Genomic DNA, 25843 nt, shown 5'->3' with positions numbered 1-25843 from the left:
AATTCATGCTGTTACTGACTCATTGGCTGGAAAGCAATACTCTATGATATGCGCTAAATGGCAAATATAATAAAACCCCAACTGGAGTACATCCCTTAAAAAAAGAACTATAAATTTGTCTTTGGAAAGGGTCCCCGCGTCAACGAGAAATAGTATTACTTACAGAATTGATTTTCATCTTTATTTCTCCTTGTTGTTATTTTAATCAAACCAAATTTTTATATTGTGCTTTTAAAAAATATTTCAACTTAATTTCAAATATCCTAAAAATACCTTTTTTATAATGTTTTTTTCTATTGCTTTTTCAAATGACTATTTTTTTCCCAAATAATTTTGTTAATTTTTTAAAAAAAAATATTTCAAAAATGAAAAGTAAATTTTATAAATCATTTAATTCTACCTAGAGAAAAAAACAACAAATCAAGGTACTTTACTTTGGTTGAAGCCGATTGTTTTTTAGCATTAATAAAAAAAAACATTGTTATCACTGCAATTTTAATACAATGAGTTTTTTGTCATTAAAATAAGCTAAATTTAACTGGATTTTGTTGGCGGTCGTCATAAGATTGGGTATACTATTTGAATTTCGTTAAAAACACTCTGATTATGTCAACAAAAAATTATCGACCTATTTTTTATTTAAGCATTGTATTTTTCTTAACCGGATGTGGACAAATGGGCCCATTATATTTACCTGATCAAAAGCCACCGATTTATATCCCTCATCATTTTGCTAAATCTTCATCATAATGTCTTTTCATTATTTAAACCGAGAATTACACGTAGAAGAAATACCTATTGCAACTATAATGGCCAAATTTGGCTCGCCGTGTTATATCTATTCGCAAGCATTATTACAACGGCAATGGCGCGCATTTGATCAACTATTACAAAACGCGCAAATTTGTTATGCGGTTAAGGCTAATTCTAATCTTGCTATTTTAGCGCGCTTAGCAAAATGGGGCGCTGGGTTTGATATCGTTTCAGGTGGAGAACTCGCTCGTGTCATACAAGCGGGTGGAAACGTTAAAAAAACAGTATTTTCCGGCGTAGGTAAAACCAGTGAGGAAATAAAAACTGCTTTACAGGCAAATATTGGCTGTTTCAATGTTGAGTCTGAATCAGAATTATTTCGAATCGAAGCCATTGCAAAAAATTTGCATAAAATGGCAAGCATTGCCTTACGTATCAATCCTAATATAGACGCAAAAACCCATCCGTATATTACCACCGGTTTAAAAGAAACCAAGTTTGGCATGAGTGCAAATGACGCCTTACCACTTTATCGTCACGCAGCAACATCTCAGCATCTGAAAATCCAGGGTATTAGCTGTCATTTAGGTTCACAACTCACCACATTAGACCCTTTTTTGCAAGCTATTGAGCAATTGTTAGATCTTGCCGAACAGTTAAAAAAAGAAAATATTGAACTGAAAACCATTAATTTAGGAGGAGGCTTAGGGTTCTCCTATCAACAAGAAAAAGTTCCAACGCCACAAGAATATTGTCAGCAAATTGTAATCGCACTAAAAAAAAGAAACGCTACGTTACAATTAATCATCGAGCCAGGCCGCATTATTACCGCGCAAACTGGCATACTGGTAACAAAAGTTGAATATCTTAAAGCAAATAGCGATAAAAACTTTGCTATTGTTGATGCCGGCATGAACGATCTCATTCGCCCTGCGCTCTATCATGCTGAACAAAATATATTCCCTATAATCCAACGTTGCGATCTACCCGAAAAGAATTATGATGTTGTTGGACCTATTTGTGAAAACAGCGATTTTTTAGGTAAAAATCGTCAATTGGCTATACAAGCAGGCGATTATTTAGCTATTATGGATAGTGGCGCCTATGGTTTTTCTATGAGTTCCAACTATAATTCCAGGCCGCGCGCCGCAGAAGTTATGGCTGATAAAAATCAAAGTTTTTTAATTCGTTCACGTGAAACCTTAGAGCAATTATGGCAAAACGAAAAGCTTCTTTCTACATACTAAAAAATTTTTGAATGAAAACAGAATTTACGAAAATGCATTTATTAGGTAATGACTTTGTTGTCATCGATGCCATACAACAAAACTTCAAACCTAGTGGTAAATTAATACGCCTGTGGGCCAATCGACAACGTGGTATTGGCTTTGATCAATTGTTGTTAATTGAGAAACCTCGACCTAAGTCTTCGCATTTTTATTATCGAATTTTTAATGCGGATGGCAATGAAGTGGCACAATGTGGCAATGGCGCATTATGTGTTGCAAAATTTTTATTAGAAAAAAAACTTTGCACAGAAAACACTATCCATCTAATGACCATGAATAATATCTTGGAACTGAATATTGAAAAAAGTGGCAAAGTCACTGCAAACTTGGGTTTACCCATTTTTGATCCGGAAAAAATTCCTTTCATCAGTATGTCTACACCGCCCATTCATCCTATCGAAACACCTTTCGGCCGCTTTGATTGTTGTGTTTTATCATTAGGCAATCCACATTGTGTAATACAAGTAAATTGTTTAGATCAAGTACCTATAGAAGATTTAGGTACCTACCTTAATCAACATCCCCATCCTTATTTTCCGCAAGGTAGTAACGTTGAATTTATGAAAATTCGCGATCCGAAACAAATCGATTTGCGTATTTATGAACGTGGTGTCGGAGAAACTCAAGCGTGTGGTAGTGGTGCTTGTGCCGCTGTCATTGCTGGACATTTATTAAATCGACTCGCTAAAAAAGTCAATGTCAAACTACCTGGTGGCCCCCTGACTGTACGTTGGGAAGGTGAAGGTTTTCCCGTATTTTTGCGCGGTAACCCCGTCGTTGTTTTTCAAGGTGACATTGATTAACCATAATTAACTTTATAAAAGCTAGTTAACCACTTCTTGTACTATGCGGTATGGCATTTTATAAAATTGCTTTATCGTTATCTTGACAATATCGATAAAGTCCATTAAAAACTGACCGGATAAATAATTTTATTCATAGAAATAAATTATTATTTTTTTTAGCATAAAAAAGCAAGGAGTAATTATGCAGAAATTTACTAAGGAAATATTTTTAAATTTTCATCGTTCTCATCAAATAAGCTCTTTAGGGATTGATAGTATCATTAATCATTTCCGGGAAAAGAAAATTAAAATAATAAAAAATGGAAAAAAAAGTCCAGAACTTCTTGCTGAAAAACGAAAGAAAAATTCAATTCGCATCGCACCTACATTAGAAAAACTTCGAGATCCTAACAGCAAATACTCCACTTATATTCAATTAAATTATCTTTCTCCAGGCGAAACCAAGCAAAATCATCTTTGTATATCAAATATTTCACCACCCTTCTGGAAAGACTATTCCGACATTACCCAATCAATCAATAAATTTATACTTCCTAGCGGCCATCTCAACCCTGATTTATCCGATAGTGAAATAATTAAACTCAATGAGACAGCCAGTCAGCTTGCATGTAAACCTCTTTTGGATCAACAAATTGATTATCACATTCAAAGCTTACAAGATGTTTGTTTAGATAAGTTTGAAGTGAAGCATGAAGTTGAAGAAATTAGAAAAACATTAAAAAAAGATGAAAAAATAGGTTATATATTTACTAATAATACTGATAAAACAAAAGAGCATATTGAATGTTTGATATTGACAAGAAAAAATATCATTAAACCTATTACTTGGAATTATTTTTCTAACTCTGGCATTTCACATAAATCTCAACTTCTCGATTCTGATTTTTTGGGAATTCCACTTTTTATGCCAGACTTATCATTTTTTATTGATACAGATAATCCTCCAACATTACCTCATCCCCAAGCGGATCCGACTTCTTGCGGAAGCTTGTGTTTATCTTTGTTATATAAACTATTAAAGAATAATGCGGCTGAATTTAATACTTTAACATTGACGTTTTCATTCTATGATCGTCATGGTAAGAAAAAACATTTTTTTCTTCCTCCTCCATCATTATTAATGTATTCACAGTCCTATAAATATATCGAGTTCCAAATAAGAATTATGGATGCAACCGATAAAACAGTTTATAGGGAATCTTTAAATCAGGAAGGTACAACGATTTGGACCTTACAAGGTCTTTTAAACTATTCGCTCGGTCAAGCTAAAAAGATGGGTGATACTGATATGTTCTATCATAATAGTGCTATCTTAAATGAACTTAGTATACTTCGTCCCCATTGGCTTGAAGCAGCGAAACAAGCTATTGAAGAACGTAAAAAAATGGATGACCCAACAGGAAACAAAAATCTTTATTTAAAGTACCAGACTAAAAAACTAGAAAATATTTTTTTTAACTCACATCCACGAAACCTTAATGTAAATCCGGCAGAAAATTCAAAGAATAGTCTAATAGATCATTCGTTTCAATCTATTAAATGTAAATAAACTGCAGGACTGTCATAGTTTTTCTTTAAAAAAGGCTTTTGATTTCATTCATGAGAGATAAAGCCTATTTTATTAACAGACTGCAAATAATAAAATTCATGAAAATTAAATTTCTAAGCACCTAACATTTTTTTCGGATCCACAGCTTTGTCAAATTCTTCAGCGCTGAGATAACCCAATGACACACAGGCTGCGCGTAAACTGGTTTCTTCATGTAATGCTTTATGCGCAATTTTAGCGGCTTTATCATAACCTATAATAGGGTTCAAAGCGGTCACTAGCATGAGTGAGTTTTCAAGAAAATGCTTAATCTTCGCTTGATTGGCTTTTAAACCTTTAACACAATAATGTGCAAATGATTGGCATGCCGAACTTAATAGATCGACCGATTGTAAAAAATTATAAATCATCAAGGGTTTGAATACATTTAATTCAAAATTACCTTGACTACCTGCCATACTGATCGCTGTATCATTTGCCATCACTTGCACACACACCATGGTCATCGCTTCACATTGTGTGGGGTTTACTTTGCCCGGCATAATCGAAGAACCGGGTTCATTTTCAGGTAAAATAAGCTCACCTAAACCTGAACGCGGACCCGAACCTAACCAGCGAATATCATTCGCCATTTTCATTAACGCACAGGCTAAGGTTTTTAGAGCGCCACTAGAAAACACTAATGCATCATGTGCTGCTAAAGCGGAAAATTTATTTTTGGCGGAAACAAAAGGTAATTTGGTTTCTTCAGCAATTATTTTTGCGGTTAACTCAGCAAATTTCGGATGCGTATTTAAACCCGTTCCAACCGCCGTACCACCAATTGCCAGCTGATAAAGACCCGGTAATGTTTGTTCGATATTTGCCAAAGCCGATTCTAATTGATCCACATAAGCCGAAAACTCTTGGCCTAAGGTCAAAGGCACGGCATCTTGTAAATGTGTACGACCGATTTTAATAATATCTTTAAATTCATGAACTTTTTCGCTTAAAGCAACATACAAGGTTTGTAGTGCTGGTAGCAATTGTTTAGCGATAGCTAATACCGCAGCAATATACATCGCCGTCGGAAACGTATCATTCGATGATTGTGATTTATTCACATGATCATTGGGGTGTATAGGATTTTTACTACCACGTTCCCCACCGGCTAATTCTATGGCGCGATTAGCAATCACTTCATTCACGTTCATATTTGTTTGTGTACCACTACCAGTTTGCCAAACGCGTAATGGAAATTCAGCGTCAAGTTGTCCGGATTTTATTTCGTCGGCAACTTGAATAATCAAATCGGCTTTATCTTTGGTTAATAACCCCAATTCTTGATTGGCTTTAGCAGTTGCTTTCTTCAAAATAGCAAACGCGTGAATCACAGCCAAAGGCATCTGTTCTTGACCTATATCAAAATGATGCAAGCTACGTTGAGTTTGAGAGCCCCAATAGTGATCGGCAGGGACTTCAATCGGTCCCATACTATCGGTTTCAAGTCGGGTCTTTTTTGGCTTTTCTGACATACAACACCCACGATGTGACTCAAGGAATTTTGAAAAAATTGGCTGAGAAAGTATAAAGTGTCTGTTTAAAATTGGCTAGTTTTTAACATGCTACATAATTTTTCAACATTAACTTGGTTATACCACCGGCAATTTGGATGAAGCACCATCTTGTTCATACACACATTTCGGTACTAAATAACCCGGTAATCTATCGCGTAATGTTATTATCAGTTGCTTAGCGTGTTCTTCGGGCACAGCAAAATGCGCAGCTCCTTGCACTTTATCGAGTAAATGTAAATAGTAAGGTAAAATTCCACAAGCAAATAAACGTTCACTTAAATTAACTAAGGCTGCAACATTATCATTCACGCCTCTTAATAAAACTGCCTGATTTAAAACATAGACTTTTTTAAGGCGTAATTTTTCTATTGCTTGCTGCACCGAATCGTCACATTCATTCGCATGATTGCTATGTGTCACCAAAACCGGTTGTAATCGTGTTGCCGGAAACCAGTTCAAAAACTCTGTGCTTATACGTTCAGGTAAAACGATAGGTAAACGAGAGTGGATGCGTAAAATGTTAACATGCGCAATATTGGCAAGATCATCAGCACATTTTCTCAAATAATCATCAGGCGCTAATAAAGGATCACCACCACTGAAAATCACTTCACGAATCGAAGCATCCGCTTCAATATATTTCAGTATATTCTGCCAAGCCTTACCGCCTGCTCTATTTTCTGTGTAAGGAAAATGGCGGCGAAAACAATAACGGCAATTTATAGCACAAGCGCCGGTAATAGTTAGCAATACTCTGCCATGATACTTATGTAATAAACCCGGTAATGGATTAACGGATTGTTCCAGAAGAGGATCCTGGCTATAACCAAAACTGATTATTTCTTCTGCGGCTAAAGGCAGGACTTGTTGTAATAGAGGATCATAAGGATTGCCTTTTTGCATACGAGCCACAAAGCCTGCGGGCACGCGTAACGGAAATAATTGTGCTGCTCGTTGCGCTGCAGCTAATAAACTAGGATTTAATTCCAATTTGTCGAGCAATTCTGTCGGATCAGTAATAACTTCCTTAAGTGATGTTTGCCAATTTTTTTGTAGCATTTCTTTAATAATTTGAATAATTTTTATCAGGAAAACTAAACCACTATCCTCCAATTAGCAAGCTAGAGGTGTTGACGCTATTAAATTCCTTCACCTTTTACACAAAACAATTTCTATCACTCATTAATTAAGGACATGCAACTGCTACACCATTTAAAGTGCATGTAGTAAGTGCGCCTATTATAATATTAGTTCCACTGGCTATCGCTGCATTAGGTCCATTAGCAGCTAATTGGCTATTAGTAACGATAATATCACCTGAAGTAAAAGTAAAAAGATCAAAGGCTGCACCCGTGCCATTATTAGTTACAGTAATTTGCATATCATCCGCGGTAACGCTTGAATTACTTATAGAAGATATTCCAGCACTTGTCGATGCTGCATTACTTGTAACTGTAATAACTCCATTACTTAGATTAATCTGAGAGCCAGCCGCTGCAACACCTGCTGCGTTTGCCCCATTAACATTAATCCTACTATTCTCAACATCGACTGATGTTGAATTCAATATATTGAGACCTAATAAGCTCGCTTGAATCGTATCACCCGTTATACGGGCATTCGAAACACTTAGAAAATTTACCCCAGTAGTATAAGGATTCCCCACACTCCCTATTTGGCTATTACTAATCATTATATTTTGGCCGCCATTGCTAGAAATACCATTAGATGGTGCAACTAAAGTATTATTCAAAATAACACCATCCAATGTGTTATTTCCATTTAAAATAAACCCACCATTAAATGTAGAACGCGCAGCACCTGTTGCTGCAGCACTGTAATTTGCCGTTCTAGAAGAAACGCTTTGACCAACATTTAAAGTGAGTGCATTTCCAATATTATTCGCTGGATAAGTTCCACCATTAAAATAAAACATTGTATTGGGTAATATAGGATTTAAACTGTTCACACCCGCTTGTGTAAAATCATTCGGTCCACACGGATTTTCAAACGTGCAATTGGCGATAGTTAAATTACCTCCGGTGTTAGGTGTACCCGTTTGACTAAAAAACGCAATGTTATTACTGATAATCTCACTGCTGCTACCGCGACCCATAGCATATAAGAGCGTTTTACTTGGTATGCCTGAACCATGACCCAAGTTCGCTAAATAGCGATCCACCGGATCCGTTAAACGTTCCGATAACGTGGGATCGGCCCAATGTTTTCTCACACCGCCAAAACTAATGCCTAAACCACCGACTACTTTACTATGCTGATAATTATCATAACTGTAATTTGCGAATACGCGAATATTATCATCAAACCAATATTCTAATCCTGCTGCACCACCTCGCACATTATCCGTATTAGCTATATCAAAAAAATATGCTCCTATATAGCCTTTTAAGGGTACTTGAGGAAAAAGTTGATATCCCACTCTGGCATCTGCGCCATTACCGATTTGTTGAATCGCATTGACTTCATTAAATACACTATTAATGGTTTCGGTATGACCCGTAAAAACAGGGGTGCTGACGATATTAAAGTCTTTTATACCTAATTCATTACTTCGCCCAGCCACCGGAATATACGCGTTAATCCGAGCATCCCAGCGACTGCCCATCACTTCTACACCAGGATTGGTTATCCAAAATCCACTGCTATTTTCTCCACGAGTATGTCCTGCGAATAAATACCAACCTAATATCGCGGCATCATTCTTGATCCAGCGATAACCTAAGCCCAGATCACCATACCATTGCTGATCACTACCATAGGCGCCTTGTGGATTCACATAGAGATTATGTTGCGCGTCACCATCGAGTGATACCATCAGATCCGCTTGACCTACGGTATATACACCCGTAGATGCCGCCGCTGAAAAGCGCGGTGGTAAAGGCTCGCGAGCTTCTATACTTGAAGTAAAAAATACAAAAAAAACCAATATACTAAGAAAAATGAACTGAAACTGCATTTCCTTATGCATCGCCTATTCCTTCAAATATTAAGTAATCTCAAAGCTTAAAGCCGTACAATCGATGGCCATCCCAATAATAGTATAGTTTTTTTAAAAATTAACAACTAGCTGTATTGGTAATGAGCATACAACTAACCGATCGAATGAAATATTAGAACCTTCCGTTACTTGCAAAGTCAAATCACCTGTAACGGTAATCTACCCAAATCATCTGTATTTGCAGAATTAGTTGCATCTAAGCTATGGTGGATTACGACTATCACGGGAATATATGCGTTAATCCGTGTATTGCAACGATTTTTTTCTCTCTATTCGCTGCAGATTTAAATTAGCGCATACATGTCGTGAAGGGTAAAAAACGAGTTAATTATCAAATCTTTATTTATGTATTATTATATATTCCTTACCACGAGGAAAAACTATCCTCGTCATTCCTGTTATTTGATAAATAGCTAGTAGCATTTTAACCCGTTTGTTACGATACATTTCTGTTATGCCTAGGAAATTTTATCTAATTGGCACTACAATCTCCAGTCCTAACAAAACTTCACATATTTCTTCCGTGCTGCATCTTATTTTTTGCTCGAAACGCCACCATTACTACCGGTCTATCGACATAACTTAATATCGGACCCAATAATAATAAAGCAGGAACCACATTTTGTGTTTCGATTTGGAAACTAATACTCCAGGGAAATTCAATGGAATTAGGATTATATACAGCTTTTGGACTCGCAATAACGTTGGTAATTGTTCCGCTCCCCACTGGACTTTGGCATTGGACTGTCACGATAGATGATCCTATTCTAGCTGCATCAATCTGACGACCTGATAAAAACGTTACAGTGTATTTTCCTGCTCCTATCCGTACAATATCGGGCGCCTCAATAGCTTTTTTATTTCCTATGTAATTCAATATCTGCCCTGTGGAACCATCAAACGATAAGTTAGCGTTTAACATATTATCTCCTTAAAATATAATTTTTAAATTGCTAATTTCTGACGACTGCTAAGCCGTACTGGAAAGATTAAAACGATTTTTAACTTTCTCGAAAATTCTATCTTTTTAATGAAAAAACTAAAATTGGATAATATAGAGTTAAGCGCAGAATAAACTGATAAAATGGATTTTGTTGACATTAATGATGATAATGTATGAACGGTTTATATTTTATTTATAATTTGAAAAAACCAAATATTATAATGAGGATGAGATATTATTCGGCAGTCGCTTTAATCTCGCATGCCTAGTGAAGGAAGCATTACTTTAGGAAGTGGTTGATTAAGACTGGCTAAATCATCAGGTACAATATTTAATAAGTGTAAAGCATTATTCATCACATGCGAAAAGATAGGTCCAGCCGTATAACCTCCATAATACAAGCGACCTTTTGGATCATGCAAAATGACAGCCACGACTAAACGTGGATGACTTGCAGGAGCGATACCAATAAAAATACTATTATAGTGATGCTTTTCATAGCCATGTACGCCGACTATACGCACCGTACCTGTTTTGCCTATCACTCTATAACCTGGAACACGCGCTAATGGGGCTGTTCCTCCTTTAGTCAGTACTGACTCCAACATATCCAAAACTTCTCTACTAATAGTTTTATCCATCACCTGTTCACCTAATGGCGGATCACCTTGAACTTTAAGAAAAGTAACGGGAATTTTGATACCTCCATGCGCTAGCACTGCATAAGCTTGCGCCAATTGTAGCGCAGTGACTGAGATCCCATAACCAAACGATAAAGTGGCCAGTACAAAAGGATTCCATACTTTAAAATTTGGCAAACTGCCGGTTCGCTCTCCTGGAAAACCACTTTGTGTAATTTGACCAAAACCCATTTGGTGTAAAGTATTCCACAAATTTTCTGCGGGAAGCGAAAGAATAAGCTTTGACATTCCCATGTTACTCGAGATCTGTAATATCTTAGTTAAATCCATCACACCATTATTATGTTCATCCATAATTCGCTTACCAGCAACAATCATCCAGCCAGGTGATGTATCGATTTGACTAGTAGGAGTAAATTGACCGTTCGCTAATACACTGGCCATACTAAAACTTTTAATGGTAGATCCTGGTTCAAATAGATCAGTTAATGCACGGTTACGTGTATGACCATCCTGCGCTGTTAATCTGTCATTAGGATTATAAGAGGGCCAATTTGCCATCGCTAAAATTTCACCGGTTTTAACATCGAGTACAACAACCGATCCTGAATCGGCTTGATATCGTTCAATGCCGGTCTTCAATTCTCTATAGGCAACATATTGGATACGTTTATCGATACTTAATTGTAAGTCATGTCCAGGTCTTGGCTTACGAATAGATCGTATATCCGCCACGACATGTCCTAATCGATCTTTGATAACTTTCTTTAAACCGGATTGGCCTTCTAACCAATTATTATAAGCTAACTCTAAACCTTCTTGACCCTTATCATCTACATTGGTTAAACCAACCACATGCGCCATCACTGGGCCTTCTGGGTAATAACGATGATATTCATTTTGTAAAAATACGCCCGGTATTTTTAGATCCTTGATTTGTTTTGCTAAACTCGGATTCAAACCACGCTTTAAATAAATAAATTCTTTAAATTGACCATGTAATTGTATTTCATGAATGGTTTGCGGATTGATTTGTAAAAAATGACCTAACAAAGAAAGTTGTTGTCGATTAGGCCTAAAGTAAGCAGGATCAATCCAAACAGCATCGACGGGTGTACTGATAGCTAAAGGCACACCCTGGCGATCCAAAATCATACCGCGATGTGCAGGAATATTTAAAGTACGTACTGTTCTTGCATTACCTTGATTACGCAAAAACTGACGGTTAATAACCGTTAAATTAATCAGTCGACCAATTAAACCCACAGCGATGATCATTAATATGAAAATCACGATCATTAAGCGCCATTGGTATTTCGTAGCAATAGAAGTAGATTTATTTTTTTTGACCTGACGACCCTGCATGTAAACTACACCTCTTGCTAAACCAAATTAAGGGCTTGAGTCGGAGGCGAACAATCGAATAGCATTTAAACAGACTTCGTTAATAAAACCGTGTTTTTCATTTCGGGAATTCGCATTCCTAATTCTTGTTGAGCTAGGGTTTGTATTCGAACGGGCGCCACCCAAGTATTTTCCTCGAGTAGTAGTTGGCTCCATTCTGTTTTTAAATTATCAGAATCTTGCTGGCTTGCTTGTAATTGACTATATAAATTACGTTGTACAGTTTTTATGTAAATAACTGAAAGTGCTGAAGACAAAACTGCTAGTGTTAATAAAATAAGTCCTATCATTTTTAAGGAAATAACCCAGCTTTGCCTGTGATCCCATGTCAAGGTACTTTGTGTTAAAGCACGTGCCGCCATATTCATGATATTTTCTCCGCAATTCGTAACACTGCGCTACGCGATCGTGGATTGGCTTTAATCGCATACGCATCCGGTTTAATCCCGCGACCCAAATTTTTTAATTTAGGCCTCCATTCAGCTGGCATGAAAGGTAGCTTTTTTAATTCCACCGCTTCATGGGCATGCTGACGAATAAAACGTTTTACGATTCGATCTTCTAATGAATGAAAGCTAATGACTAACAAACGCCCACCTATCTTCAACACTTCTAAACTTTGTTCTAAGCAGGACTTTAAATCTTCCAATTCATTATTTATTCGAATGCGTATTGCCTGAAAGGTTTGCGTAGCAGGATGTTTATGCCTTTCCCATCGCGGGTGAGCTAACTTCACCACATTCGCTAAATGAACCGTAGTAACAATAGGTCTTAACTTTCGTTCTTCCCCTATTGCTCGAGCAATACGTTTTGCATAACGTTCTTCGCCATAATCCTTTAATACTTGTGCAATTTCCTTCTCTTGCGCACAAGCTAGCCATTCTGCTGCGCTGATTCCTGTTTTCGGATCCATACGCATATCTAATGGCCCATCTCGTAAAAAACTAAATCCTCTTTCCGCTTGATCCAATTGGGGTGAAGAAACACCTAAATCTAATAAAAGCCCCGACACCAGTCCTGTAATTTCTTCGGATACAGTAATTTCTTTGATACATTTAAATGAACCCTGATAAATCTTAAAACGTTTATCATGACCCCACTGCTGTTGCGCACAAACAACGGCTGCCGGATCTTTATCAATGGCTATTAATCTTCCCTTTTTTCCTAAATGCCGTAAAATTTCTCCGGCATGTCCGCCCCGCCCAAATGTGGCATCAATGTATATTCCATCGGCATCAATAGCTAAATATTCAATCACCTCTGCAAGTAAAACCGGTTGATGCTGTTCTTGTTTTTGCATCACTAATCGCCTACAACGCTAGAGTCTGTAACTCATCGGGTATATCGCCGGGCTTAACTGTTTCTGAAATCCATTGAGTACGATAATCGTCCCATTCACTAGCGCCCCACAACTCAATTTTTCTACCTTGACCTACGACCATAATTTCTTTTTCTAAATGCGCATAATTTCTTAACAGTGCTGGCAATAAAATTCGACCATTCGTATCTAAATCCAAATCCGTTGCATGACCTATCAGTAAACGCTGAATACGTCGTACTGCGGGATTAAAGCTCGGTAAAGCCTGCAATTTTTCTTCGATGATTTCCCATTCCTGTATCGGATAAAGCAATAAACAAGGAGACTCGGTATCGATGGTGAGTACTAGCTGAGGTTCTTTATCTGCAGGCAGCAACTGTCGAAAGCGCACCGGTAACTTGATCCGGCCTTTCGCATCGAGCACTACCAAATTTATACCCCGAAACATAATTTATCCCATTTCTGCCCACATTTACCCACTTTTTGCCACTTAATTACACTATAGGAATTAGAATTGCTTCTTGTCAAGCATTAGCTGGAGGAGCTTGAATAAATGTGTTTTATAAATACAAAACGAGCAGAGAGACTATAAATTTGGGGGATTAATTACCTAAATGGTAATAATTTAGAAAAGAGAGTCAGCCGATAAGCCGGGTTCTGTCGTGGACAGTCATTCATCTAGGATATACGTCACCATACATCTCAAGCGACCTACCCGAACCTAGCGTGGGCCACGCCTAAAAGGTTCCTATTTGGTCTTGCTCCAAGTGGGGTTTGCCCTGCCATCACTGTTACCAACGATGCGGTGTGCTTTTACCACACCTTTTCACCCTTACCTCGTTCTATTTTCGCCTAAAGACGGTGAAATTAGTTATAGGCGGTATATTTTCTGTGGCACTTTCCGTAGGCTTACGCCTCCCAGGCATTACCTGGCACTTTGCCCGATGGAGCCCGGACTTTCCTCTGTAGAAACTACAGCGACTGTCTAGCCAACTCTACTTAAGCTTAGCGTACTATTTTTTCGCTGTGCATTGCAATACAATTAAAAAATATTTCGCTAATAAAGCTTATTAAAAATCTAGTCTTTTTTGCATATCATTAATTATTGCGCATATTGATGGTGCGATCGCGAAGCAATCTAGGAAAAACTGTTAATGAAAAAATTGTACATCGGTTTAATGTCAGGTACGAGTATGGATGCAGTAGATGCTGCATTAGTAGATTTTTCTAGCGACCAACCGAGCTTACTTGCAAGCTACAAATCCCCTTTATCCAATACTTTGCGTGAAGATCTCACTAAACTATACACTACAGACACAATCAACATTAAAAAATTTGCTGAACTCGATCAAAAAATAGCATTAATTTCAGTGGAAACGATAAAAAAATTATTAGCAGAAAGTCAATTTTCTGCCAAAGATATTTTAGCCATAGGTAGTCATGGTCAAACCGTTTTTCATTATCCCCATCTTTCAAATTACCCTTTTACAATTCAGATTGGCGATCCGAATATTATTGCCGAAAAAACCAGAATAACGACGATTGCAGATTTTCGTCGACGCGATATTGCTGCAGGTGGCCAAGGTGCACCCCTAACGCCCGCTTTTCACAATTCTATTTTTCGCACTGAAAAAGAAGATACTATCGTGTTAAATCTTGGTGGGATCGCTAATATCACTTATTTACCTGCCGATTTAAATGCAACTATTTTAGGTTTCGATATCGGCCCAGCAAATTGTTTACTGGATCAATGGATACACGCTCACCGCCAACAATGGTTTGATGAAAATGGCGTTTGGGCAGCGAGTGCTACTTTTGACGAAGTGTTATTACGCCAATTTTTATCCGATCCTTATTTTCAATTAAAACCGCCCAAAAGTACCGGACCTGAATATTTCAATTTTAAATGGATACAAACTCATTTAGCTAAGCTAAATCGACAGGTATCACCCGCTAGTGTGCAAGCAACACTTTGTGAACTGGTTGCAGTCAGCATTAGCAGCGCTATCCAAACCATTAAAAGTATCCATGGCGTCATTTTGATGTGTGGAGGAGGAAGTAAGAATATCTATTTAAGAAAACGCATCCAACAACATTGCCATCCGCATCAAGTATTGTTAACCGATGATCGAGGCATTGCCAGTGATTGGGTAGAAGCGATGGCATTTGCATGGATTGCAAAACAAACTTTAGAGGGCAAATCCAGTAATCTTCCTGAAGTAACTGGCGCTAAAAACGCAACCATATTGGGTGGAATATACTTAAAAGCCTAAGCAGCAAAAGAAGAGCCGCAACCACAAGTGGTTTTAGCGTTTGGATTACGAATGATAAACTGTTCCCCAGTTAAGTCAGATTTATAATCGATTTCTGCACCTACTAAATAAACTAAACTCATGGGATCCACGAGTAATTGAACCTTAATAGAATCACAATCTCCAGCATCTTTTTTAACGATAGTCTTGCTTATCACTGTATCATCTTCATTAATAGTCTCATCGAAACTAAATCCATATTGAAAACCTGAACAACCACCACCGGTAATAAAGACACGTAATTTTAGCTGAAAATTCTCTTCCTCAGCGATCAATTCCCCTATTTTTCTAGCCGCATTTTCAGTCAGCGTAACCGGCTGTATCTCTGGGAAGGACGTCTCTGAAACTAAATTTTGCGGTGATAGTATTTCTGACATAAGAACCTACTGCGTGAAAATTGCTTAAAAATTATACATTATTCCAAGTGCCAAGCCTATAGCAAGAATATTGCCGTTATTGGCTCATTCTTGAAAGTAACATTAAGGACGGTTTAGCCAACGCCGTGTAATTGCCTATGCAACTGTCTAAAGTCCTTGGGATTTAAACTATCCGGCAATAAAACTAAGGAAATTTTGCTTTTTTTCTTGTCTAAGGAAACAAAGTTGAGTAGGACAAAATAACGGGTACAAATACTATCGTCCGCTAAATTAAATAACTTTACTTCACCTAGATTATTTCTCAATTGCCAAGAACCTGAACTTTGTTGCCAAAATTCAATCACTGAACGCGGATTATTTAATAAAATATGTTGACAAAAAAGAGCCACAAAGCTCATTAAACAAGCCAAGCTCAATAATAATTTAGTCCACCATGGCCAAGGTAAAAAACATAAACAAGCAATAGCGCCACCATGCACCACTAGGAGAAAAATAGCAAAATAATAAGAGGATTTTAAACGATAGAAATTAGCGGCCACAACTTACCCGTTCTATCAAAATCTGCATTGCTGCATTTTCTACAGGCTGGCGTTTAATTAAATAACAGTAAAGTTCTTGATCCGAATGCGTTAATAATTGCTCAAATAACTCTTGATCGGCAGTGCTTAAATTTAGGTAATTTTTATCTAAAAAAGTTAATAAAACAAGATCTAATTCGAGCATGCCGCGCCGGCATTGCCATCGTAAACGTTTTAATTTTTCTTGCAAGTTCTTCATCGCTCAGGAGTCATAGGCTTTATCAAAAATTAGTTCACTAGAATATCACGAATCTGCCTTTGGCTACTATCACCCATAATGGCATAGCCTGCAGCATGAGGAAGTTTATCTTGATAGATTTGCAAAAAATGTTGGAGATATTCAGGATTAAAAACAATACTTTTTACACCTAAACTGGATAAAGTCACATAATTACCACGTATTCCTAAAGGTGTTTTTCTTAAAAACAGTAATTCTAATTCTGGATAAAGAGGATCTGAATCTTGTAAGGTATTTTTGTTAGTTTTTTCAACTAAAGCAAAAATATCACGCGTTTCAAGAATATCATCACGATGATCTTCAGCGGATTGAGCGGGATGCACTACTAAAAATCCTGAATTTTCAGGTAAAAAAGTCGCATAATCTTTATTACTTTTGATACTTAAATCCAACACCAAAGCCCGATTTAGGGCTTTGGATCCCATAAAAAACACCTCTTCACTCGGGAAAAACCGGGTTAATAAGATATAAGCTAGGCAGGCTATCGTCACCAACAAAACGGCTATCAATACTTTTAAGCTAGTCATTTTGCTCATTTTATTTCCCTATTGTTACAACAGAAGATGAAAAACCGTTATTTAACGGCTCGATATCGTTCATCATGTTTCGCAAGTACTTGGTTGGCTTGCATAATACCTGCTTGATCCAGACTTCCTTCAATAACCACAGACTGTCCTTCTCGGAATAAATCCGGGAGTACACCTTGATATTCAACCAGAACGTTACGCGATGCATCACTCACTACAAAAGAAACTAACAAATGCTGCTCATTTTGTTTTACCGTGCCTTTTTTAACTTGACCCCCTAAACGAAACGGTCGGCCAGGTGTTAAATGTCGTTCAGCAAGTTGGGTGGGTGTATAAAACAAATTAATGTTTTGTTTTAACGCATAGAGAGATAAACCAATAACAAAACCAGCCACCAATAACATGAGTAAAATGAAATTTAAACGTTTTTTTTGGAGTGCATTCATTGCATTTTTGCTGTCCTAATCTCACAGAAGTTTCATGAAAGCACTAACGAGATTGTGTCACCACACCCTAGTTATTATTAATCAATTCGTTAACTTGTAACGCCGCAAAAACTTCATTTAATTGTTGAGTAACACGTAGAAAAGTGGTTCGTTTAGAAAGTTCTTTCAAACGCTGTGCACCCACATAGGTACAGGTAGAACGCAATCCACCTAAAATATCAAGTACCGTATTTTCTACCTTACCTCGGTAAGGAACATTGACAGAACGACCTTCGCTAGCACGATAAGCATTCATCTTACCATGATGTTTATGCATCGCTTCACTCGAGCTCATTCCATAAAATCGCATAAACCATTTGCCATTTTCCTCTACTTTTTCGCCAGCGCATTCCTCATGACCGGCCAACATGCCTCCTAGCATAACAAAGTCGGCACCTGCCGCAAACGCTTTAGCGACATCACCCGGTGAAACGCAACCACCATCTGCACATAAAAGTCCGCCTAAACCATGCACAGCATCTGCACATTCTATGATAGCGGACAATTGTGGATAACCTACACCTGTTTTCAAGCGTGTGGTACAAACAGAACCCGGACCAATTCCTACTTTGACAATATCTGCGCCCGCTAAAACTAATTCTTCGGCCATTTCAGCAGTCACCACATTGCCTGCAATTAAAGTTTTTTTCGGATACTTTTTTCGTAAGGCACGAATACTATCGACAAAACGTTGTGTATAGCCATTGGCAACATCGATGCAAATAAAAGGACTTGGTGCTATTTTAATTATTTTTGCCAGCATATCCATATCTTTTGTTTTAATCCCTATTGTTGGAAAACAGTAAGCAATAGACTTGGGATGTTGATTATAGAATTTTTTCCAATCTTGTAAGCTTGCAAATTTATCAATCGCAGTGAGTAATTTATGTTTAGCTAAACTTTTAGCCATGGCAAAAGTACCGGTATGATCCATATTTGAAGCAATAATAGGTATCCCTTTCCAAGAAAATCCTGAGTGTTTAAACGTGTATTCGCGGGTTAAGTCAACATCCGCGCGTGTTTGCAAGGTGCTACGCTTCGGGCGAATTAATACATCCTTAAAATCTAATCTTATTTCTTGCTCGATACGCATAATAACCTCATGACTCATTAATTTTGGCTGCTTTATTGACTAGATTGTCTAAGTGATATGCCTAGCATAAAGATGGCATATGTTATCATACCCTTATGAAAAAACCCTTAGTCTTAGTCGATGGCACTTCTTATCTTTATCGTGCCTTTCATGCACTTCCCCCTTTAAGTAATTCCAGAGGAGAGCCTACTGGTGCCGTGTATGGGGTCATTAATATGCTACGCAAATTAATTAAAGATACTAATCCAGAATATATGGTGGTGGTTTTCGATGCTAAAGGTAAAACATTTCGTGAAGAATTATATACAGAATATAAAGCCCATCGCCCTTCCATGCCAGATGATTTACAACCACAAATAGAACCTCTATACACCATCGTTCGTGGCTTAGGATTGCCGCTTATCATCCATCCTGGCGTTGAAGCTGACGATGTGATAGGTACATTAGCCTTAAAAGCCATACAACAACATCTACCGGTTTTGATTTCCACGGGCGATAAGGACTTTGCACAGTTAGTCTGCGAAGATATCACACTAGTAAATACCATGACGAACACACGTCTAGACCATCAAGGTGTCATCGATAAATTTGGCGTCAGGCCAGAACAAATAACTGATTATTTAAGTTTAATTGGTGATGCTGTAGATAATGTTCCTGGAATTCCCAACGTAGGACCAAAAACCGCAGCAAAATGGCTTAATCAATATGGAAACCTTGAATCACTGATAAAAAATGCAGATGAAATTAAAGGTAAAGTAGGAGAAAATCTTAAAGCACATCTCGATAAGCTCCCTTTATCTCGCCAATTAGTCACTATTAAAACCGATGTCGATCTGGAATTTGACTTAGAAAAATTCCGACCCAAACCTCCCGATACTTCTGCGTTAATGGAAAGTTACAAGAAACTAGAATTCAAAGGATGGATTAGAGAATTAGAAAAAAATTTGGATCCATCCAGCCAAACTATTGATAAATCTGAAACCAATCGAACACTTTATTCGTTAATTCTCGACAAAAAATCTTTTCAACTCTTTTTGAAACAATTAACTAAGATAAAAATCTGGGCATTCGATACCGAAACGACGAGTTTAGATGTCATGCAAGCAGAACTTGTCGGCCTGTCTTTTGCCATAAAAGATGAAAAACCTGTTTATATTCCTTTAGCTCATGATTATATAGGAGCGCCCGAACAATTAAATAGAAATTGGGTTTTGCAACAACTTAAACCGCTCTTTGAAGATCCTAAACAATTAAAAATAGGTCATAACTTAAAATATGATATGGGTGTTCTTGCCAATTATGGGATCCAGCTGCAAGGATTGGGTTTTGATACCATGCTGGAATCTTATTTACTCGACAGTGCAAGTAATTCACATAGTCTGAATAGCGCAGCAATAAAACATTTGGATCATAAAACGATACATTTTGAAGAAATTGCTGGCAAAGGCGCTAAACAAAAAACGTTTAACCAAATCGATATCCAAGAAGCAGGTCCGTATGCCGTTGAAGATGCCGATATTGCTTTACGCTTACACGAAACACTCAAGCCTCAATTAGATACATTGCCAGGTTTATCTAAAGTTTTCACGCACATTGAAATGCCATTAGTCTCAGTATTATCTCATATCGAGCGTCATGGTGTATTAGTCGATGCACAATTATTGCAAAAACAAAGTCGCTCTATTGCGAAACGCTTAATAAAGCTTGAAGAAGAAGCCTATCAATTGGCGGGTAAAACTTTTAATTTAGGATCACCTAAACAATTACAAACCGTATTATTTATTGAACAAGGCTTACCTATTTTAGAAAAAACTCCCAAAGGTCAAGCATCAACCTCAGAAAGTGTTTTGCAAGCACTTGCTATAAAATTTCCGCTCGCTAAAGTCATTTTAAAACATCGAAGTTTGAGTAAATTAAAATCAACCTATACAGATAAACTTCCCCAACAAATTAATGTAAAAACTGGTCGTATCCATACTTCTTATCACCAAGCCGCAGTAGTTACAGGGCGACTTTCTTCGTCTGATCCTAATCTACAAAATATTCCTGCACGAACTAAAGAAGGCCGAAAAATTCGCCAGGCATTTATTGCACCATCGGGGTATAAAATTATTGCAGCGGATTATTCTCAGATTGAATTACGCATTGTCGCCCACTTTTCGCAAGATAAAGGTTTACTGGATGCATTTGCGCAAAATCTCGATATTCACCTAGCTACTGCCGCAGAGGTTTTAAACATTCCATTAAATCAAGTCACACATGAACAACGTCGCAGTGCTAAAGCCGTTAATTTTGGCCTCATTTATGGGATGTCTGCTTTTGGCTTGGCCAAACAATTAGGCATCTCGCGTGAAGAAGCTAAAAATTATATTGATCGCTATTTTGCTCGTTATCCTGGTGTAAAAGAGTATATGGAACGGACGCGCTTACAAGCGCATGAACAGGCTTATGTCACCACCTTATTTGGACGTCGTTTAAATTTGGTTTTTATTAATTCCAGTGATCCTTTACAACGTCGCGCCAGCGAACGTGCTGCCATTAATGCGCCTTTACAAGGTAGCGCAGCAGATATCATCAAAAAAGCCATGATCACTATTGACCAAGCTTTAACTCAACATAAACTTCAAGCACATATGATTATGCAAGTACACGATGAATTGGTATTTGAAGTCGCCGATGCTGATATAAACCCAGCAAAACAACTTATTGAAGATTTAATGGTCAATACCACTCAGCTGTCCGTGCCACTCATGGTCGATATTCAGATAGGCTCAAATTGGGACAAAGCCCTTTAACCAAAAAAGGTTTACTTACCTATATTACCAAAAAAATTACCTATTAGGTATAAAATAGTGCGGTCTTAAAAATACAACTATTCTTTTTTTTTCACTATTTTTTGTGGAGATATCTTATATTAGTGCATTGACAGACCTATAGACTACACACGTAGATTCTCTCTGACTTCCCTCTGATTAGACAAAGTCTTAACGTTCAGGGCTATGCCCTATGCATTTCCCATGCTAAACTTACTGCGCTTGGTTATAAGCTAAATAAATTTAAGACCAAGGCTTTTTGAGATTATATTTATATTTAAAATTTGCATGGAGAAGCTAATTATGTCTAAAGGGCAACTACAAGATCCTTTTCTAAACGCATTGCGTAAAGATAAAGTTCCGGTTTCAATCTATCTTGTTAACGGGATTAAACTTCAGGGTTTAGTAGAATCATTTGATCAGTTCGTAGTCTTATTAAAAAACTCAGTTAGCCAGATGGTCTACAAACATGCTATTTCAACAGTCGTTCCAGCAAAGAATGTTAAATTAGCAAGTATTGATGAAAGTAATGATCTACAAAGTTGTAATGCAACTGACGAGGAACTAGAAATCAGTAATGCTTGAACGTCCCCAAAGCGGTGAGCTAGCACTATTAGTTCATATCTATTTTAAAAAATATGAATCAGAAGAAATAGTAAAAGAATTTCAGGAGCTAGCTCTAGCAGCGGGTGCCCAAGCGATGGCTCTCATCACTGGGCGACAACGTAAAGCACAAGTAAAGTATTTCATTGGCTTGGGTAAACTTGAAGAAATAATCGCCGCTGCAACTGCTCATCGAGCACAATTAATTTTGTTTAATCACGATCTAAGCCCAGCTCAGGAACGTAATTTAGAGCAAAAATTACAATGTCGAGTATTAGGGCGTACTGGATTAATTCTAGATATTTTCGCGCAACGTGCACGTACCTTTGAAGGAAAATTACAGGTTAAACTGGCTCAACTAGAACATCTTTCCACCCGGCTTATTCGAGGCTGGACACACTTAGAAAGACAGCGCGGTGGTATTGGTTTACGCGGGCCTGGTGAAACGCAATTAGAAACCGATAAACGTTTGATTCGACAACAAATTAAAATTATAAAAAAACGTTTAGAAAAGGTTCGTGCGCAACGTGCGCAAAGCCAACGTGCAAGAAGAAAATCTCAACTACCGCATATTTCCTTAGTTGGGTATACCAATACCGGGAAATCTACGTTATTTAATTGTTTAACCAACGCAACAGTTTTTGTTGCCAATCAGCCTTTTGCTACCTTAGATCCTAGTATACGTCGTATGTCTCTAAACGATGGACAAATAGCCATTTTGGCCGATACAGTAGGTTTCATACGTCAACTACCTCATCATCTGGTCGTGTCTTTTCGAGCAACCTTAGAAGAAACACAACAAGCTGACCTATTATTGCATGTAGTGGACGCCACTAATACAGAGAAGAATGAATGTAACCAAGCAGTAGATAAGGTGTTAAAACAAATACACACCGACCACATTACTCAATTGATCGTTATCAATAAAATTGATTTATTAGAGGATATGCCGCCGCGTTTAGAACGCAACGCAGCAGGTCTTCCGTCTAAAATTTGGATATCTGCTCAGTCTGGAATAGGTATCGATTTATTACGCCAAGCAATCATTGAATGCCTTACTTATCAAAAAATCAGTGAACAATCTTATAGGCTTAATCTTCACATCACTGACCTATCAAATTCTTCATCCGACCATAACGACTTGTCGCTGAATTAATAGTTGCGCGAATGACTCAGCATGCCTAGAATGCTCCTCTAAGAAGATTACAGCTATCTATTTAAATAGCTACGATATTTCCTGGATTGTTGCTACGTGCACGTAATGACGAGTCAGTATCACCTGGAATGTAAGGGTTAACAGCTTTGCACTAAAAAGAAGTAAACTGTATTATAAAGACCATAGATTGAAAAAAATCTTAAAAAACTAACAATTGGAGCATATTATGCCCTGGAACGAACCGGGTGATCCCAGCAAAAACAAAGATCCGTGGACAGGACGACCTAAACAGACTCCTCCTGATCTCGAAGCATTTCTGCGTGATTTATATAAAAAAATCGTCGCTTTATTTAAGTTAAAAATATTGCATAAAAAAACGGCGCTTGCCCGTCCTTTCTTACCTGCAAAACTTAATGCGAAGACTATGGGTCTGATTTCCGTCTCTTGCTTGCTTGCATGGTTTGCGCTCGGCTTTTATAAGGTCAATGCGGATGAATCAGCGGTTATTACCCATTTTGGGGCATATAGCTCCACGATGGGTGCGGGCTATCACTGGATCCTTAAACCCTTCCAACACGCTACAATAATCAATTCTGGAAAAATAAATAAACTTTCTACTAGCGTTAATTTATTAACGCGCGATGAAAACAAAATTGCGGTGAATATCAATATTGATTATTCTATTGTTGATCCACGCAACTTTCTTTTTGCAACCGCTCATCCTTTATTCAACTTACAAGAAACCATAGACAGCATAGTAAATCGTGTGCTTAGTCAATTCACTTTAAATCAACTATTAAGCACTTCACATTTTTCACTGGCAGAACGTATACAAAAACAGCTAAATACATTAATAAAAGAGCGAACGGGATTAGCCGTCAAAAATATTGATTTGGTATCTATTCAAGTACCCGAACAATTACAAGCCTCTTTTACCGATGTTGCTAATGCCAAAAGTGATAAAGAACAACTCGAAAAGCAAGCCAATGTTTATGCTACTCAAGTTGAGCCACATGCACAATTGCTAGCTCAACGGCTTATAGCAGATGCCAACGCTTACCAACAAGAGATAATATTAAAAGCTAACATAGAAATTATTCGCTTTTTAGCATTACTCCCCGCTTATGAAGCTTCTCCAACATTGACAAAAAAACAGCTTTATTTGGCCGCCTTACAAACAATGATTGCACACAGGAATAAACTGCTGGTCGCTAATAATTCTACTCTCAATTCCTTAACACGCGATCAATCCAATACGACAGCTTCTGTAAACACAGATAAATTAACTGCCTCAACAAATAATGATAAGAAAGAAAATACTGATAACCGCGAACGTAGTCTTAAAACCAATAACTCTATCCCCAGTAGTTACAATATCTCCGGAGGATATGAATGATCATGCTAAGAAAAAAAAATCATTTAATCCTAGGCTTTTTAGCCTGTATATTATTTATTCTTTATCAAAGCGCTACTATCGTCCCCGAAGGTCAGACTGGTTTATTATTGTCTGAAGAAAAATTGCTACCCTATTCAGACTCGATTCTTAAACCTGGCTTACATTTTATAATACCTTTCTTAATGCGACCCATATTACTGGATAATCGCTTGCAAACAGTAGTGTTCAGTGAAACCAGTGCTGAGGATAATTCACCCAAAAAATCGATTACTAAGGAATATTTTGCCAATTGGCACATTAGTGATCCCGTACGTTATTACCAACAAACCAAAAATAATTTTCAGCAAATTAAATTATTAATCAGCCAGCAAATAACAACTTTGTTTAATGATAAAAAGACTCCTATCCCTTTTAGCCAACTCATCCTGAATGGATCCCCTCAGCAAATAGATTCTGTTTTGTCTGTTGTTAATAAACAACTTAAAACAGTTGGTATTAAACTTACCACTATTGGCTTTAAACAGTTAGATCTCTCTGCCGATGCCAATGCGCGAATATTAGACAATATGAGTATTGAACAAGAAAATACTGCCATTGCCCAACGTGCCCAGGGCAAAGCCAATGCCGAACTGATTCGTGCTAATGCGGATAGTTCAGCTAGCTTAATCTTGGCTAAGGCAAAAGAGCAAGCTGCAAAAATTCGTGCACAAGGAGATGCCGAAGCCGCAAAAATATATAATCAAGCCTATAATAAGAATCCAGAATTTGCTGCTTTTTATCTCAACCTAGAAGCCTATCAACAAGGACTTAATCCATCTTCTATGAATAATTTTTTGTTATTAACTACAAAAAATGAACACTTCAAACTAGAAAAAGCGCGCATCAATAAAAACAAGTTCAAATTAACCAATTAATAGCACATAGAGTATAAAATTAGGCAAAATCTTTCTCTTTAGTTTAATTAGCGCATCAAAGTATTTATGTTAA

24 protein-coding genes and 1 other RNA gene are annotated in these 25843 nt (G+C 37.5%); 10 read left to right on the top strand and 15 right to left on the bottom strand.

Going from position 1 to position 25843, the window contains the following annotated elements; translation table 11 throughout:
- Nucleotides 1-606: 606 nt before the first annotated feature.
- The 4 genes from lptM (at nt 607) to AAHI99_RS02660 (ending at nt 4397) form a co-directional block, all read left to right on the top strand.
- A complete protein-coding gene (gene lptM / locus AAHI99_RS02675; RefSeq protein ID WP_342228134.1) occupies nt 607-750 on the top strand; it encodes an LPS translocon maturation chaperone LptM in 144 nt (47 codons plus the stop codon).
- Complete coding sequence (gene lysA, locus AAHI99_RS02670) at nt 750-2000, top strand: diaminopimelate decarboxylase (protein WP_342228133.1); 1251 nt, start codon at nt 750-752, stop codon at nt 1998-2000. Before lptM ends, lysA begins: the two co-directional genes overlap by 1 nt.
- A gap of 11 nt (nt 2001-2011) precedes the next feature.
- Nucleotides 2012-2845: a diaminopimelate epimerase gene (gene dapF / locus AAHI99_RS02665; RefSeq protein ID WP_342228132.1), complete on the top strand. Its 834-nt coding sequence runs from the start codon at nt 2012-2014 to the stop codon at nt 2843-2845.
- Nucleotides 2846-3029: 184 nt separating this feature from the next.
- Nucleotides 3030-4397: a hypothetical protein gene (locus tag AAHI99_RS02660; RefSeq protein WP_342228131.1), complete on the top strand. Its 1368-nt coding sequence runs from the start codon at nt 3030-3032 to the stop codon at nt 4395-4397.
- 113 nt (nt 4398-4510) lie between these two features.
- Here the strand turns inward: AAHI99_RS02660 and fumC are convergent, their stop codons facing one another.
- From fumC to rnpB, 9 genes are all read right to left on the bottom strand, one after another.
- A complete protein-coding gene (gene fumC / locus AAHI99_RS02655) occupies nt 4511-5911 on the bottom strand; it encodes a class II fumarate hydratase (RefSeq protein ID WP_342228130.1) in 1401 nt (466 codons plus the stop codon).
- Nucleotides 5912-6028: 117 nt separating this feature from the next.
- Nucleotides 6029-7012 carry an EF-P beta-lysylation protein EpmB gene (gene epmB, locus AAHI99_RS02650; RefSeq protein ID WP_342228129.1) on the bottom strand — a complete coding sequence of 328 codons (984 nt, stop codon included), beginning with the start codon at nt 7010-7012 and terminating at the stop codon, nt 6029-6031.
- Between the two features lie 127 nt (nt 7013-7139).
- A complete protein-coding gene (locus tag AAHI99_RS02645; protein ID WP_342228128.1) occupies nt 7140-8942 on the bottom strand; it encodes a hypothetical protein in 1803 nt (600 codons plus the stop codon).
- Between the two features lie 538 nt (nt 8943-9480).
- Nucleotides 9481-9894, bottom strand: coding sequence for a DUF807 family protein (locus AAHI99_RS02640; RefSeq protein ID WP_342228127.1), 414 nt, complete (start codon nt 9892-9894; stop codon nt 9481-9483).
- Nucleotides 9895-10166: 272 nt separating this feature from the next.
- Nucleotides 10167-11921 (bottom strand): penicillin-binding protein 2, encoded by a 1755-nt coding sequence (locus AAHI99_RS02635; RefSeq protein ID WP_342228126.1) that lies wholly within the window; start codon nt 11919-11921, stop codon nt 10167-10169.
- Between the two features lie 65 nt (nt 11922-11986).
- A complete protein-coding gene (gene ftsL / locus AAHI99_RS02630) occupies nt 11987-12328 on the bottom strand; it encodes a cell division protein FtsL (protein WP_342228125.1) in 342 nt (113 codons plus the stop codon).
- Nucleotides 12325-13260 (bottom strand): 16S rRNA (cytosine(1402)-N(4))-methyltransferase RsmH, encoded by a 936-nt coding sequence (gene rsmH / locus AAHI99_RS02625; RefSeq protein WP_342228124.1) that lies wholly within the window; start codon nt 13258-13260, stop codon nt 12325-12327. Before rsmH ends, ftsL begins: the two co-directional genes overlap by 4 nt.
- A gap of 10 nt (nt 13261-13270) precedes the next feature.
- Nucleotides 13271-13726 carry a division/cell wall cluster transcriptional repressor MraZ gene (gene mraZ, locus AAHI99_RS02620; RefSeq protein ID WP_342228123.1) on the bottom strand — a complete coding sequence of 152 codons (456 nt, stop codon included), beginning with the start codon at nt 13724-13726 and terminating at the stop codon, nt 13271-13273.
- Between the two features lie 182 nt (nt 13727-13908).
- An RNA gene (gene rnpB, locus AAHI99_RS02615) (RNase P RNA component class A) lies at nt 13909-14275 on the bottom strand.
- A 157-nt stretch (nt 14276-14432) separates the two neighbouring features.
- Here rnpB and AAHI99_RS02610 point away from each other — a divergent pair.
- Nucleotides 14433-15551: an anhydro-N-acetylmuramic acid kinase gene (locus AAHI99_RS02610; protein WP_342228122.1), complete on the top strand. Its 1119-nt coding sequence runs from the start codon at nt 14433-14435 to the stop codon at nt 15549-15551.
- Here AAHI99_RS02610 and erpA read toward each other — a convergent pair.
- The 6 genes from erpA to AAHI99_RS02580 form a co-directional block, all read right to left on the bottom strand.
- Entirely contained in the window at nt 15548-15967 is a 420-nt protein-coding gene (gene erpA / locus AAHI99_RS02605; protein WP_342228121.1) for an iron-sulfur cluster insertion protein ErpA, read from the bottom strand. The genes AAHI99_RS02610 and erpA overlap by 4 nt on opposite strands.
- Nucleotides 15968-16080: 113 nt before the next feature.
- Entirely contained in the window at nt 16081-16506 is a 426-nt protein-coding gene (locus AAHI99_RS02600) for a protein YgfX (protein ID WP_342228120.1), read from the bottom strand.
- Nucleotides 16496-16744: a succinate dehydrogenase assembly factor 2 gene (locus AAHI99_RS02595; RefSeq protein WP_342228119.1), complete on the bottom strand. Its 249-nt coding sequence runs from the start codon at nt 16742-16744 to the stop codon at nt 16496-16498. The genes AAHI99_RS02600 and AAHI99_RS02595 overlap by 11 nt, the downstream gene beginning before the upstream one ends.
- 29 nt (nt 16745-16773) lie before the next feature.
- The gene (locus AAHI99_RS02590) at nt 16774-17319 is read right to left on the bottom strand and encodes a hypothetical protein (RefSeq protein WP_342228118.1); all 546 of its coding nucleotides are present in this window, start codon (nt 17317-17319) and stop codon (nt 16774-16776) included.
- Between the two features lie 38 nt (nt 17320-17357).
- Nucleotides 17358-17756 carry a cytochrome c maturation protein CcmE gene (gene ccmE, locus AAHI99_RS02585; RefSeq protein WP_342228117.1) on the bottom strand — a complete coding sequence of 133 codons (399 nt, stop codon included), beginning with the start codon at nt 17754-17756 and terminating at the stop codon, nt 17358-17360.
- Nucleotides 17757-17823: 67 nt separating this feature from the next.
- Nucleotides 17824-18906 carry a GMP reductase gene (locus tag AAHI99_RS02580; protein ID WP_342228116.1) on the bottom strand — a complete coding sequence of 361 codons (1083 nt, stop codon included), beginning with the start codon at nt 18904-18906 and terminating at the stop codon, nt 17824-17826.
- 77 nt (nt 18907-18983) lie between these two features.
- On the opposite strand from AAHI99_RS02580, the gene polA reads away from it, so the two are divergent.
- The 5 genes from polA to AAHI99_RS02555 all read left to right on the top strand — a co-directional run bounded on the left by polA (nt 18984) and on the right by AAHI99_RS02555 (nt 25770).
- Nucleotides 18984-21683 carry a DNA polymerase I gene (polA, locus tag AAHI99_RS02575; RefSeq protein WP_342228115.1) on the top strand — a complete coding sequence of 900 codons (2700 nt, stop codon included), beginning with the start codon at nt 18984-18986 and terminating at the stop codon, nt 21681-21683.
- A 321-nt stretch (nt 21684-22004) separates the two neighbouring features.
- Nucleotides 22005-22286, top strand: coding sequence for an RNA chaperone Hfq (hfq, locus tag AAHI99_RS02570; protein ID WP_339051247.1), 282 nt, complete (start codon nt 22005-22007; stop codon nt 22284-22286).
- Entirely contained in the window at nt 22279-23460 is a 1182-nt protein-coding gene (gene hflX / locus AAHI99_RS02565) for a ribosome rescue GTPase HflX (RefSeq protein WP_342228114.1), read from the top strand. The genes hfq and hflX overlap by 8 nt, the downstream gene beginning before the upstream one ends.
- Nucleotides 23461-23686: 226 nt before the next feature.
- Nucleotides 23687-24856 (top strand): FtsH protease activity modulator HflK, encoded by a 1170-nt coding sequence (gene hflK, locus AAHI99_RS02560; protein WP_342228113.1) that lies wholly within the window; start codon nt 23687-23689, stop codon nt 24854-24856.
- Nucleotides 24857-24858: 2 nt separating this feature from the next.
- A complete protein-coding gene (locus AAHI99_RS02555; RefSeq protein ID WP_342228112.1) occupies nt 24859-25770 on the top strand; it encodes a protease modulator HflC in 912 nt (303 codons plus the stop codon).
- Nucleotides 25771-25843: the final 73 nt, after the last annotated feature.

It is taken from the genome of Rickettsiella endosymbiont of Rhagonycha lignosa, assembly GCF_964031165.1.
In the GTDB taxonomy this organism is placed as follows: Bacteria; Pseudomonadota; Gammaproteobacteria; order Diplorickettsiales; family Diplorickettsiaceae; genus Aquirickettsiella.
The sequence above is the reverse complement of the archived record's forward strand: the minus strand, read 5'-3'. Positions and strand labels throughout refer to the sequence as shown.

Excerpts from the sequence above, each read along its gene's own strand:
- mraZ (WP_342228123.1), bottom strand. The coding sequence starts at position 13,726 with ATGTTTCGGGGTATAAATTTGGTAGTGCTCGATGCGAAAGGCCGGATC.
- ccmE (WP_342228117.1), bottom strand. The coding sequence starts at position 17,756 with ATGAATGCACTCCAAAAAAAACGTTTAAATTTCATTTTACTCATGTTA.
- AAHI99_RS02555 (WP_342228112.1), top strand. The coding sequence starts at position 24,859 with ATGCTAAGAAAAAAAAATCATTTAATCCTAGGCTTTTTAGCCTGTATA.
- lptM (WP_342228134.1), top strand. The coding sequence starts at position 607 with ATGTCAACAAAAAATTATCGACCTATTTTTTATTTAAGCATTGTATTT.
- AAHI99_RS02635 (WP_342228126.1), bottom strand. The coding sequence starts at position 11,921 with ATGCAGGGTCGTCAGGTCAAAAAAAATAAATCTACTTCTATTGCTACG.
- erpA (WP_342228121.1), bottom strand. The coding sequence starts at position 15,967 with ATGTCAGAAATACTATCACCGCAAAATTTAGTTTCAGAGACGTCCTTC.
- AAHI99_RS02640 (WP_342228127.1), bottom strand. The coding sequence starts at position 9,894 with ATGTTAAACGCTAACTTATCGTTTGATGGTTCCACAGGGCAGATATTG.
- AAHI99_RS02580 (WP_342228116.1), bottom strand. The coding sequence starts at position 18,906 with ATGAGTCATGAGGTTATTATGCGTATCGAGCAAGAAATAAGATTAGAT.
- fumC (WP_342228130.1), bottom strand. The coding sequence starts at position 5,911 with ATGTCAGAAAAGCCAAAAAAGACCCGACTTGAAACCGATAGTATGGGA.
- AAHI99_RS02610 (WP_342228122.1), top strand. The coding sequence starts at position 14,433 with ATGAAAAAATTGTACATCGGTTTAATGTCAGGTACGAGTATGGATGCA.
- dapF (WP_342228132.1), top strand. The coding sequence starts at position 2,012 with ATGAAAACAGAATTTACGAAAATGCATTTATTAGGTAATGACTTTGTT.
- lysA (WP_342228133.1), top strand. The coding sequence starts at position 750 with ATGTCTTTTCATTATTTAAACCGAGAATTACACGTAGAAGAAATACCT.
- rsmH (WP_342228124.1), bottom strand. The coding sequence starts at position 13,260 with ATGCAAAAACAAGAACAGCATCAACCGGTTTTACTTGCAGAGGTGATT.
- hflK (WP_342228113.1), top strand. The coding sequence starts at position 23,687 with ATGCCCTGGAACGAACCGGGTGATCCCAGCAAAAACAAAGATCCGTGG.
- AAHI99_RS02590 (WP_342228118.1), bottom strand. The coding sequence starts at position 17,319 with ATGAGCAAAATGACTAGCTTAAAAGTATTGATAGCCGTTTTGTTGGTG.
- hflX (WP_342228114.1), top strand. The coding sequence starts at position 22,279 with ATGCTTGAACGTCCCCAAAGCGGTGAGCTAGCACTATTAGTTCATATC.
- AAHI99_RS02595 (WP_342228119.1), bottom strand. The coding sequence starts at position 16,744 with ATGAAGAACTTGCAAGAAAAATTAAAACGTTTACGATGGCAATGCCGG.
- polA (WP_342228115.1), top strand. The coding sequence starts at position 18,984 with ATGAAAAAACCCTTAGTCTTAGTCGATGGCACTTCTTATCTTTATCGT.
- epmB (WP_342228129.1), bottom strand. The coding sequence starts at position 7,012 with ATGCTACAAAAAAATTGGCAAACATCACTTAAGGAAGTTATTACTGAT.
- AAHI99_RS02660 (WP_342228131.1), top strand. The coding sequence starts at position 3,030 with ATGCAGAAATTTACTAAGGAAATATTTTTAAATTTTCATCGTTCTCAT.
- hfq (WP_339051247.1), top strand. The coding sequence starts at position 22,005 with ATGTCTAAAGGGCAACTACAAGATCCTTTTCTAAACGCATTGCGTAAA.
- ftsL (WP_342228125.1), bottom strand. The coding sequence starts at position 12,328 with ATGAATATGGCGGCACGTGCTTTAACACAAAGTACCTTGACATGGGAT.
- AAHI99_RS02645 (WP_342228128.1), bottom strand. The coding sequence starts at position 8,942 with ATGCATAAGGAAATGCAGTTTCAGTTCATTTTTCTTAGTATATTGGTT.